The sequence below is a fragment of the Solemya velesiana gill symbiont genome, from assembly GCF_002020805.1.
Lineage (GTDB): Bacteria > Pseudomonadota > Gammaproteobacteria > Chromatiales > Chromatiaceae > Sedimenticola_A.
Map to the genome: position 1 here is coordinate 1 of NZ_MPRJ01000098.1, position 10,647 is coordinate 10,647.

The 10,647-nt window shown below is 53.2% G+C and carries 8 protein-coding genes and 3 pseudogenes; 8 read left to right on the forward strand and 3 right to left on the reverse strand.

Annotation, left to right across the window (positions count from 1 at the left end):
• Positions 1-206 precede the first annotated feature (206 nt).
• From BOW53_RS11705 to BOW53_RS11720, 4 genes and pseudogenes are all read left to right on the forward strand, one after another.
• Complete coding sequence (locus BOW53_RS11705; protein WP_078488165.1) at positions 207-728, forward strand: tetratricopeptide repeat protein; 522 nt, start codon at positions 207-209, stop codon at positions 726-728.
• Positions 729-823: 95 nt separating this feature from the next.
• Positions 824-1,327 carry a hypothetical protein gene (locus BOW53_RS12870; protein ID WP_172838889.1) on the forward strand — a complete coding sequence of 168 codons (504 nt, stop codon included), beginning with the start codon at positions 824-826 and terminating at the stop codon, positions 1,325-1,327.
• 7 nt (positions 1,328-1,334) lie between these two features.
• Positions 1,335-1,577 (forward strand): DUF302 domain-containing protein, encoded by a 243-nt coding sequence (locus tag BOW53_RS11715; protein ID WP_245832134.1) that lies wholly within the window; start codon positions 1,335-1,337, stop codon positions 1,575-1,577.
• 246 nt (positions 1,578-1,823) lie between these two features.
• Positions 1,824-2,263, forward strand: a pseudogene (locus BOW53_RS11720) (hypothetical protein).
• A 71-nt stretch (positions 2,264-2,334) separates the two neighbouring features.
• On the opposite strand, the gene BOW53_RS11725 reads toward BOW53_RS11720, so the two are convergent.
• The 3 genes from BOW53_RS11725 to epmB all read right to left on the reverse strand — a co-directional run bounded on the left by BOW53_RS11725 (position 2,335) and on the right by epmB (position 7,529).
• A complete protein-coding gene (locus BOW53_RS11725; protein ID WP_078488168.1) occupies positions 2,335-4,431 on the reverse strand; it encodes an EAL domain-containing protein in 2,097 nt (698 codons plus the stop codon).
• A gap of 92 nt (positions 4,432-4,523) precedes the next feature.
• Positions 4,524-6,341: a hypothetical protein gene (locus BOW53_RS11730; protein ID WP_078488169.1), complete on the reverse strand. Its 1,818-nt coding sequence runs from the start codon at positions 6,339-6,341 to the stop codon at positions 4,524-4,526.
• 180 nt (positions 6,342-6,521) lie between these two features.
• On the reverse strand, positions 6,522-7,529 hold the full coding sequence (epmB, locus tag BOW53_RS11735) for an EF-P beta-lysylation protein EpmB (protein WP_078488170.1): 1,008 nt from the start codon (positions 7,527-7,529) through the stop codon (positions 6,522-6,524).
• A 33-nt stretch (positions 7,530-7,562) separates the two neighbouring features.
• Between epmB and efp the strand changes: the two genes are divergently transcribed.
• The 4 genes and pseudogenes from efp to BOW53_RS11755 form a co-directional block, all read left to right on the forward strand.
• Positions 7,563-8,135, forward strand: a complete 573-nt coding sequence (gene efp, locus BOW53_RS11740; protein ID WP_078488173.1) for an elongation factor P — start codon at positions 7,563-7,565, stop codon at positions 8,133-8,135.
• A 9-nt stretch (positions 8,136-8,144) separates the two neighbouring features.
• Positions 8,145-9,128 (forward strand): EF-P lysine aminoacylase EpmA, encoded by a 984-nt coding sequence (gene epmA / locus BOW53_RS11745; RefSeq protein ID WP_342748436.1) that lies wholly within the window; start codon positions 8,145-8,147, stop codon positions 9,126-9,128.
• A 792-nt stretch (positions 9,129-9,920) separates the two neighbouring features.
• Positions 9,921-10,232: pseudogene (locus tag BOW53_RS11750) on the forward strand (transposase); the annotation flags it as partial.
• Positions 10,233-10,282: 50 nt separating this feature from the next.
• Positions 10,283-10,615, forward strand: a pseudogene (locus BOW53_RS11755) (transposase domain-containing protein); the annotation flags it as partial.
• Between the last annotated feature and the right edge of the window lie 32 nt (positions 10,616-10,647).

Genomic DNA, 10,647 nt, shown 5'->3' on the forward strand with positions numbered 1-10,647 from the left:
TTCTTCGTCCCCCTTGGTTTGGGGAACAACGGCTCAATGATTTTGTACTGCTCTTTCGTTAGTTCCATAGAGTGGCATTTTACTGACTTTTACGTGAACGGGCCCTAGGCATTATTTATCGGCAGGCAATATTCGGTCCTGGTGCGCAAACTCCAACAGCGCTTGCTGTAGAGTCAGCCAGTGAAGTTGTGCAGCCTGCAGGCAACATGGATATGGCATCAGTTGGTGACAAAGTAACGCCAGCCCCAGCCATGCCAGACGCGCCGGGTCAGGCTCCTGGTGACAGCGCTCCTGGTGACAGCGCTCCTGAAGCGCCGGTTCATCCTGCAATCGAGACGCCTGCAGAAGAACTGGAGATCCGGCAATCTGACCAGAAAGTGGGTAAAGAGCTGCCGTCAGCGCTAGAGGAAGATGCTTTTGCATTCAGTTTCAGGTCGCCTGAGGCGAAAAGTGACGCAGATGGAGACCTGGAAAAACTCTCTATTGAGCAGGCGAGGCGGGCTTACTGGTCAGGCAACGAGACTGTTGCGATGGATCTCTATCATGACCTCATCGTGCTTGAGCCAGCCCATCCCGATGCCCATGGAGAACTGGGTAATATATTGCTCAAGCAAGGCAGGGCCAACGAAGCGTTTGAAGCGTTCGAACAGGCTGTGAAATTACATATGCGTGCCGGTAACCAGCAGGTTGTTGAAGACCTGCTCATGGCGCTGGATAAAGTCGACTAGGTACGCAGTGGGAATATAAGATCCAAGGTTGAAGAAAACGACGGTCCTCAAAGTGAAAACAACACACCGTCAGATAATAGTAAGGAGGGGTAGTAATGGGTGCCATTAGAAATATTTTTGCTTTGATCGGGTTGCTGGCTGTGATTGCAGGTGGCGTGGTGGTAGTCAAATCCAAGGACGCGCTCTCGGCGTTCGATCCTGATGCCCCCAAGGTCTACCATGAACTTGTCGAGAACATACTGTCCACCAAAAATGCCGCTGAAGCTACCGTCTGGAAGTTTGAAGTGGCAGAGGGTCTTTCGCCCGAAGAGGTGGAAGAGACCATGAAGTTCGTCGCCAATGAGCACAATATGTCCAATGTTGGCGAACTCCCCCTGTACAAGCAGGCGAGTCTTCGACCTCGTGAAAGATTTTGGGACATCCAAGTCCCCAAAATCGACTCGGCCTTCGACAACCTATTATTGCCCCGGACGTCCTGGTCACCGCAGTGCGGCCTCACGGCCTCACGGCTACCGGGGACTAACCGCCTCGGCTTTCAGCCTTCCATGGCGGTCAGCGGACGTGGAGGCCAAATCAGGCAAGCCCTATCGCTTTGTTAAGATCTACATGTTCTGCAATTCCCTGACGGCTGCCAGAATGCTGGACTACCATGACGCCTTTTCAGCCTATCTGCCTTGCCGTATCACCCTGATCGAGGACAAGCAGGGCAAGCTCTGGTTGATCGCCCTGAATATGGATCTGATGATCCATGGTGGTGAGCCGCTGCCTCCCGAACTCAAGGAAGAGGCGCTGCAGGTCAAAGAGATGATTCTCGACATCATGAAGCGTGGTGCGGAAGGCGACTTCTGATATCAATTCCGGATAATAGTCCCCGATCCAGAGCTTCCAAGCTCTGGATCGGGGCTGCCCATCAAGCGATTCAACGCTATTAATAACCCTGTTTTTTGTAGACATTAAGGGCATGTGGAATATGCCTGGGGTATGGTAAGCTGGTAAGTTGAATCCGAGCTTTCAGGTGGTAGATTCCTGTGGGGGAACTGTATGGTTGGAAATAATGAGGCAAAGAGGGCAGATCAAGGCATCGACCAATCTGAAATGGGTTACTCCATTGATCGTCTGTCGCTGGCTTTCGAGACCAGTGCCCGCCGTTGGGAACTGATCGTCTATCCATCGCTGTTTGCCTTCATTATCCTCGCGGCCTACGGGTTCTACCTGGTATACAGCCTTGCCAAGGATGTCCACTACCTGGCCATCAGCGTTGACTCCAACATGACCGTGCTCTCCAGCAACATGCAGTCGGTGTCGCAGAATATGTCAAAGCTGACCTCCAATGTGCGGACCATGATCACCCATATCGAGAGTATCGATAACAAGGTGGCAACTCTGGAGCCGATGCTCACCAATATGGGTTCGATGGACCAGTCCATGAAGTCCCTCACTCACTCCACCCACTACATGCGAAATGACATGGCACTGATGAATCGAAATATATATCCAGGCCTATGTCCTTCATGAACACCTTCATGCCCTGGTGACCACCAGGCGGGTAACTGAATTTCACGGCATCCTGCCTGGCAGGGAAGCGCACAATCTAGGGCCTGCCTGGTCAGGCGCTTGAGAAGTCGTAGCTGATGCTCGCCGAGGGTTCCTGCAGGAAGTAGCCCTGGGTGTAGTTGACGCCTACGGTCCAGAGTATGGCCAGGCTGTTGGCGTCTTCCACGCCAGTGGCGATGGTCTTGGCCTTGAAGGAAAGGGCAAGTGAATTGAGGGCGTTCAGGTTGTCCTGTTTCTCTTGGCGGGTTGCCAGATCCTTCATCAGGGATGGATCGAGTTTTACATAATCCACCGGAAGATGTTTGAGTAAGGTCTCGCCCTTGGGATTTGAGCCAAACTGGTCCACGGCCAGCTGGCATTTGATTTTCTTCAGGTCGTCGATCAGTTTTTTGGCAGACTGGGTGTGCGAGCGAAGATCAGAGTCTTTTACCTGGAATGTGAGCCATGCCCCCTTGGCTTTCTGTTCTCTCAGGCAGTCACAGACCCAGAGCAGCATGCCTTCATCCTCCAGTGCGGCTGTTGAGAGGGTGACAAAGAAGTTGATCTTTCTGCCGTTGCTGCGCTCGTATGCCAGCTTTTCAATGGTATTCCTGATCACCCAGCGGTCGATTTCGGCCATCTGGTTGCTTTCTTCCGCATACTTCAGGAAGTAGTTCGGCAGAATCTCTTCATCATTGTTGTCCAGCAGGCGGAGCAGTACGGCATAGTTTTCCCGGGTATCCCCCTGCAGGCTGACGATGGGCTGATAGACAAGACGAAAGCGGTCAGTTTCAAGGGCATGCCGTATGAGTTCGATGACGTTTGCTTCGTTCTTGTCCTCTTGTTCACCGTAGCTCGGCTGCATCTCTTGAACATCGTACAAGGAGAAGCGGTTTCCGCCCTCATTGCGCGCAGATTCACAGGCCTGGTATGCGTGGTTGAGGAACTCCTGGCTGTTATTGGTCTCCTCTCCCAGGTAGGCGATACCAATACTGGCGGTTATGCCGATATTTTCACCATTGTGTTCGAAACTGCTCTCTTCAATGGTTGTTCTGACGAGTTCAGCCAAGGGTTCTGCATCCACCGAATTGGATTTCTCGCTCAGGATGGTGAACGTGTGGTCACCAAATCGGGCAAGGAGTTTTTCGCCTTCGACGATGCCGGAAAGCAGGTTCGCAATGTTGAGCAGCAGGCCGTCACTCGCGGCTACGCCTATGCTGCTGCGAACTTGCTGGAAACTGTCAATAGTGACGTAAAAAAGCGAGAAGGGGCCGCCATTTTCCTTGTGCTTGTCGAACTTCTGTTCAAGGTTTTGCATGAAAAACTGGCGGTTGGCCAAGCCGGTCTGCACGTCCTGGCTGCTTAGGAGTGCAATCTTTTGTTGCAGCTCCTTGCTTTGAGAATGGTCCCTGATGATGATCTGGGTGCAGGGTTCCCCATCAATGGCTGCAGGTGAGAACTCCATTGTCGCGTCAAACAGGGTGTCATCACTGTTGCGGCATTTGACCTCGATTCGAGCGGAGTCCTTTTTGTTTTCGAGAGAACGCAGGAATTTCTTGAATCGCTTGTGGTCATCCTTTGACACGAGATCCAGTATCGGGAGGCCCTCTATTTCATCCAGGTCGACATGGCCAAACATCTCAAGGTAGACAGGATTGGCATGTACGTGCATGCCATCGTGTACGTAGGCAATGGCGTCACGGGAATGTTCGATAAGGGATGTGCAGCGTTGTTCTGTTTCACGCAGTTTGTCACGTATCGACTCAAGTTCCCGCCGGACCAGCAGGTCATGAAATTCTCTCTTAACAACCAACTGCAGGTGGTCAGGATCATCTGCGGAGACCACATCCCGTGCGCCATCACGCATAGCCTGTAACAGGACATCCGGGGACTGGTCCATGTAGATAACAATGAAGGGGGCGTTCGGCAAGGCTTTTTTACAGGTGGCCAGCGCCGAAGATATGGACACATTCGGATTGTCCGCACTGCAGAGGATCAGGTCATGATCCTGTTCCAGTACATCGAGAAGCCCCTCTTCGTCGGTGACGTTTGTAGGGTGAATTGTCAGGCTGGCATTTCGGAGCGTGTTGACCTCTGCTTCTGCAGTATTCAACGACTCTTCAATAATGAGCAGTTCAATTGCATTGTCAGCGTCTATTGCGGTGTTCATGGTCGAAATGTCAGGAACATTAACTCATTGGGTTCTTGTGTGAAGGCCCGCGCAGGTGAGATTAAGGATAATTCCCATGCAGCTATCGGATTCTAAAGCATCGACCAAATATTGTCGAAATCACTCTCTTCAGTTTGTTCTTCACTCTTGGCTTCCTTGTCTTCCAGGTAGACAAACTGGAAGCGGGCAAAAGCGCCACTTGAGTCCAGCAGTCTGGTAAGGCGTACCTCTTGTTCTCCCATGCCCTCATCCAGCAGTAACACATGACCAACCCTGAAGGGCAGGGTTGCAAGAATGAGACTTGCGGGTAGCTCCGAAGCTTTCAGTTCTGGCAGAAGCAGCCCGCATTCCCTGCTGTGATCAGAGCCTTTGATACGGACGTAGGCGGGTGCCGAGCTTGGAGCCATCATGGCGACACCTAGCTGCATGCCGTTTCCAGGTGTGTTTCTCATCCAACGGCTCACACCAATTGAGAACAGCTTTCTGTTGCTCGCTGACTGAACGCCTATTACTTCACCGATTTTGATATGTGGCGTGTCACCACCGGTCCAGTTGATGCAATAGCCACCAGCACTTTCGTTGATGGTAGTGCAGGTGAAGATGTTAGGCAGCTCTTCCTGGTGGCTCATCCATGCAGGCGAGTCGTTGAGGTGGTGGGATTCGGCGATCGGCTGCGGGGACGGGGTTTCGGATAGGAGCGGAACCTGCTCGTCGCTCAGGGTGAACTCCTGGCCTGTCAGGGTAAAAAACGCATCTTTGTACTCTGGGTTCCCTACGTGATGGGTTTCCTCCAGCCAGTCAGTTGAAGAAGAAGCAGTAGAAGGTTGTTCTCTCTCTTCAGATTCAGGTTGTTCAATAACGTCCGGGACAGAGAGCAGTGCGTGAATGGCATTGATACCCACGGCAACTTTGAGCTCGAAATTCAGTCGGGTGCGTACAAACTCCCTTTGGGGCGCTTCGGTAAACGACACCAGCAGGTGTCGGGCCAGCCCCAGGGAAACCTGTTGTCCTAAATGGCTCTCCTTGGCAGACTCCGTATCTTCGATTTCACTGAAGCTCTCCTGCAGCATTTCGATCAGCGCTGTGGTGTCAAACTGCCTGCAGCGTTGGCTGGGCTCTTTATCATGCAGCCCGATGTGCGAAGGGGGTGTATCAGACCAGAGATGCGTGATGAACAGGTTCTTTCTGTCTGTCAGCCCTTCCGGCATCTCCAGGGAGATATATTCGCTCCACTCCGGAAGCAGCTTGTAGACCTGCTCTATCTCACGCTGACGGATCCGGTGAGGGGCGCTGATCGAGAAAAGCAGTATTTCCCGGTACAGCTTGCTGATCGTGCTAGGTGTCTGGTTCTCGTCATTGTCTTTGACCGGTAGATCCTGAAAGTTCGATTGCTCAGACAGGGCATACAGGCGGTGGATTTCACGCCATGTGTCTTCAGGGTGCGGGTCGTATATGACAGCGGACTGGTAGATGACCTGGTAGAGATTACGCATCGCACGGTGAATAGCGATAACGATCAGTTTCTGATCACGGCGCTGGTTCGCAGCAGTCTCCAGGAATATCTTGTAGGCGATGGCCAGTTCGGAAAAGAGCTCTCTGTTCAGTACGGCAATTTTCCGGTTCTTTGCGGCCAGGGGAAAAACAACGTCAAAATAGTATTTACGCAGATTAGCTGTGAGGTAGTCGGCTGGCTGCCGAAACATCTCGGCCACCTTGAGGCGGGTGGCGCCCGGCATCTCGATACGATTGAACTTGACCAGGGTCTTGAACACCTGGCGGGAAGTTTCACCAATATTGGTTATCGGCAGATTCGAAACCCAGGATTTAACTTCATCTGGTTTGGTGAGAAAGGAGCCTTTGGCCTCTTTTCTCTCCGGTGTGATCAAGCCGATGTTGTCCCGCATGTCCATAAGACGCCGTATCTTGCTCCTGTAATGCCATCAGAACAGAGCATTGTGACGAGGGGCTGATGGCAGTGTTATACATCTGGAAGAATTGTCCTTTTTCCCACATCTGCTAACTATATATACCAGAGGTTTAATTGTATACAAGTTCCAGCCGATTTTTGAGCCTGATTACAAGAAAAAAGCCTATAGGATCGGCAACTTGTATGCCGTCTCGCTATTGTCTCGTACAAGGCGGGGAAGCAGGTAACCGGGCACCATTTCCCTCAGTTGCTGGTAAATCTCACGTGCCCGCGCGTCGCTTACTTCAAAGTGGGCCGCTCCCTGCACACGATCCAGCATGTGCAGGTAATAGGGTATGACCCTGGCTGAGAACAGTGTCTCGCTCAGCCGTGCCAATAGTGCCGGCTCGTCATTGATGTTTTTCAACAGCACAGATTGGTTGAGCAGGGTGACGCCGTGTGCATTCAGGACCTCAAGGCTGCTCCTGGCTGCCTCCGACAGCTCTCTTGGATGATTGATATGTAGCACAATGACCGGTTGCAAGTGTGACCGGGTTAGCAGATCCAGCAGTTCTCCAGTGACACGTTCAGGCAAAACAACAGGCATACGGCTGTGGATGCGAAGGCGTTTGAGATGTGGGATTCCCTGCAGAGCATCCACAAGCTTGGACAACGTACCGTCATGGAGTGCTAGGGGATCCCCGCCACTCAGGATAACTTCGCTTATCTGCTTGTTTTTGTGAAGATATTCGAGAGCAGGCTGCCATTGCCCCTGGTGTGCCGATGCCTCCGCATAAGGGTAATGGCGGCGAAAGCAGTAACGGCAGTTGATGGCGCAGGCACCCGTGACGATGAGTAGGGCACGTCCCTGGTATTTGTGTATGACACCTGCAGCCTGGTGCTTGGCCAGTTCCTCCAGTGGGTCGGCGCTGAATCCATCGGCTTTTCTCAGTTCCTCGCTACCAGGCAGGATCTGCAGGAGTAGGGGGTCTCCCGGGTCGCCCTTGGTGATCAGGTCTGCGTAACTCCTTGGCACCCTGAGCCTGAATTTCTCTGCTGCAGCAATGCTTGCAGGGAGTTGGGATTTATCCAGTTGGAGGTACTCAAACAACTCATCCACGTCCGTGAGGGCGCTGCTGAGGGCCTGCTGCCAAACAGGAGTCTGCCATGCAGGCTCGGTTCGATGTACCATTCGCGTTTCCAGTCGTTGTTTCGTGAGGAAGAGATGGCAAGTTATAGTACCAACGAGTTCAAGGGCGGGCTGAAGATCATGATCGACGGCGACCCCTGCTCCATTATTGAAAACGAATTTGTGAAGCCAGGCAAAGGGCAGGCTTTCAACCGGGTGAAAATCAGAAACCTGATGACCGGGCGGGTTATTGAGCGGACCTTCAAGTCCGGCGAATCTGTGGAAGCGGCGGATGTTATGGAGATGGATATGCAGTATCTCTATAGCGATGGTGAGTTCTGGCATTTCATGGACAACGACACCTTCGAGCAGGTGAGCGCCGATGCAAAGGCCGTTGGTGATGCCGCCAAGTGGTTGAAAGAGCAGGATATCTGCACGGTAACCTTGTGGAACGGCAGCCCGATCATTGTCGAGCCGCCCAACTTTGTCATCCTGACAATCACTGAAACCGACCCCGGTCTCAAGGGCGATACCTCGGGCGGAGGCGGCAAACCCGCGACCCTGGAAACCGGCGCGGTAGTTCGGGTACCACTGTTTGTTCAGATCGGCGAGGTAATCAAGGTCGATACCCGTTCAGGAGAGTATGTCTCCCGGGCCAAGGAAGACTGATACCTGACCGTGACTTCAACCGGAAACTGGCAGCCCACTGCGTCCCTCGACAGGTTGAGGGCCCGTGCGAATCTGCTGGATGATATCCGGGGATTTTTCAGGCAGGCCGGTGTGCTCGAGGTCGAGACGCCGGCCTGCTCCGTTTTTGCGACCACCGATCCAGCCCTCGATTGCATGACCTCGAGTTATACGGGGCCCGGCGCAGCGGATGGACGCGCTCTCTATCTTCACACCTCGCCGGAATTCCCCATGAAAAGGCTGCTGGCAGCCGGCAGCGGGGCGATCTATCAGATCTGCAAGGTGTTCCGGGATGGCGAGGCAGGCCGACTGCATAATCCCGAATTCACTCTGCTGGAGTGGTATCGCCCCGGTTTCGATCACCACCTGCTGATGGACGAGGTGGAGCGCATGGTTTGCTCCCTGCTGGATGGCAATTGTGAAACAGAGCGTTCGAGCTACGGTGAAGTTTTTGACAAGTACCTGGCCTTGGACCCCCATAGGGCAACTGCAGACGAACTTCGCCAATGTGCCCTGCAACAGCAGGTGCCGGGGGCAGAAAGCATCGAGCTTCCAGGTAGGGATGCCTGGCTGGACCTGTTGATGAGCCACTGCATCGAACCGCAACTGGGCCGGAATGGACTCTGCTTTGTCTACGACTATCCTGCCAGCCAGGCCTCGTTGGCCTGTATCCGGCATGATGATCCCCCGGTGGCGGAGCGCTTCGAACTCTACATGGACGGTTTGGAACTGGCCAACGGCTTCCACGAACTGGCGGATGCTGCCGAGCAGAGAAAGCGCTTTGAACGCGATCTTGAGAAGAGGGCGGAATCCGGAAAACCCATGGTGCCGATGGATGAGCATCTCCTGGCTGCACTTGAGAACGGACTGCCGCCCTGTGCCGGCGTGGCCCTGGGGATCGATCGGTTGTTGATGCGATTGACCGGGGCCAGTCACCTCGATGAGGTGTTGGCGTTTCCGCTTGATCGGGCTTAGGGGTTGATTGCCTGGTTGGGAACCAGGTGGTCGACCTCTAATTTCTGATCTCTGGTAAAAAGTTTCGTGGCCTACAAGGGGTGTACTCTGTAGCTGCACTCATCGCATGGCCACGAGTGACTTTTGTTACGGCAAAAGTCACCAAAACCACTGCTCCACCATGCCACCCTACGGGTGCTCTGCGCTACTCAAAGTTTCAGGGGGTTCACAGACAACCCCCAGCGAAGGCGAGAAGCACAGTGGACCCGCGATAGCGGGCGGGACACCGGGGAAGAGAGTTTTTGGCTACTTTTGCCTCTTTGCAAAAGTAGCTCGTAGCCATATCGAAGAATTAACTACAGAGTGATTCCCCTTTAGGCTACGAAATTTATTACCAGGCCTGACAACAAACAAAACGCAACCACCTGGTTCCCAATTGTAGTGTTACACTCGTAAATCAATAACTTAGCTGGTCCGTCCTCTCGCCAATACACGCAGTTGATCGCTTATCTTTTACGCTAATCTCTTCAAGGTCGGCTGTCGGGCAGTAGCGACATCATTATTTATGTGGTTTTTTGTGACGCTGTATTTTGAAAGAACATACAATAGTATTGGTTTTGACGGGGTCGTTCCGAATATTGTTGGAAATCGATGGGTAACCAGTTATAGCCAGTTTATTGACTGGTCAAATGATTATGATCTTTGGCGTGCAGTTGTATATAGACCAGATGGAGATGCAATTGTAGTGGCATAGTTAATTTGGCCACCTGAATCTGGGTGATCTGATGTCCCAGGAGTGGAACAGGTGACAAGATGAGTAAGAGAAGCAGAAACTACAGCCCGGAATTTCGACTGGAAGCCGCGCAGCTGGTTGCAGACCAGGGCTATACCCTCCAGGCGGCGGCTGATTCGATGGGCGTGAGCAAAGGCTCCATGGAGAACTGGGTTCGACAGTTGCGAGAGGAGCGCCAAGGCAAGACGCCTAAGGGCACGGCACTGACGCCCGATCAGCGACGTATTCAGGAACTGGAGAAACGCTAACGCCAGGTCGAGACGGAGAAAGAAATCCTAAAGAAGGCTACCGCGCTCTTGATGTCCGACTCGCTGAACAATTCCAGATAGTCAGACGACTGCATCGACGGCCAAAACAGTTATCGGCACTGGAGAGGCAACTCATGGCAGAGACCAAGACCGTCCATGCGCTTAGTAATGGTTCTGCAGGAGCCAGGGCAATTGCCCGGATGGTCACTGACCGGGGGATCCCGCTGAGTCGATATCGCGCGGGGCGGAGGATGAAGGTGCTGGGTCTTGTCAGTACCCAGCAACCGAAACATCGCTACAGGAAGGCCGAGCAGCCGTATATCGGCATTCCGAATAGGCTGGATCGACAGTTTGATGTCGATGCATCGAACAAGATCTGGGCAGGTGATATTACATATGTATGGACAGGAAAACGCTGGGCCTATCTGGCGGTGGTACTGGGTCTGTACGCACGCCGTCCGGTTGGCTAGGCGCTATCACTAAGCGCGGACAATGCACT